Genomic DNA, 960 nt, shown 5'->3' on the forward strand with positions numbered 1-960 from the left:
TCACTGTGAAGCTTTGTCCGGCCACCTCGAAGCGAAGCGTGTCGTTAAGCTTTACACCTAATCTCCCTGCTAAACGCGATTCAATAGAAACTTGTTTGCTCGCCGCATCTGACTTTTTATCATTTATCCAAACACCTTCCAGTATTTTGTTTCCTTCGGGTAGTTGTTCACTCCATGTGAGCGCCAGATCTCTTTGAAGGGCCGGGTCTTCACTCAGTTTTTCATCATCATGAACATAGCGTTCGTTGATATGCGTTAATCGCCCTGGAACCATAGGAAAGAGCGGGTAGTTCTTGAAGCCGGTTTCTTCGAGTGCCGCTTTATAACTATCCGATTCATAGGCTTGTATATTCATAGCGAAGAAATTGGGCGCGTTCTCGGGTAAGCCGCGTTGCCAGTCATTTAGTAAATCATTTCTTACAACACTAATGACTAGCATGACCATCAATATCATCGCGAATGCCAAGATTTGAGTGCTGGCACTTTGATTGTTGCGCATGAGGTGTCGCCAGGCGAAACGCACATAAATATTGAAGCGTGCTGAAGGTGTGATTTTATCTAAAAGCTTAAGTATTCCTCGTAAACCAAATGAGAGCAGGATAAGGGTCACCAATCCGCCGACAATCACTGCGAGAGACATCTTTACATCGCCGGTAAACCATAAGCATAACGAGAGAATACATGCGAGCGCGATGCCGTAGATTAGTCTTCCGCTAATGCTCATCGGCTCAAGGTCACGGCGCAGGATTCTAAGTGGGGATACGCGACTTAGTTGAATCAGGTGAGGTAGCGCAAAGCCCAGTAGAGTAACCGGGGCCGTAATACTCGCAATAGCCCAAGCTGACCAAGGTGCGGTAGGCAAGTCATTGATAAATAGGATACTTAGCAAGGAAGAAAGTTGTTCCTGTATCAGGGTGCCAAGCATTAGGCCGATGAGCGTGGTGATGAAGGCGAGAATCA

At 46.7% G+C, this 960-nt stretch carries 1 protein-coding gene; it reads right to left on the reverse strand.

The window, feature by feature from the left end; genetic code table 11:
* Positions 1–960, reverse strand: a 960-nt coding sequence (locus tag A3766_RS30495) for an ABC transporter permease (protein WP_369808604.1), incomplete at both ends; no start/stop codon positions are given.

Source organism: Oleiphilus sp. HI0132, from assembly GCF_001635845.1.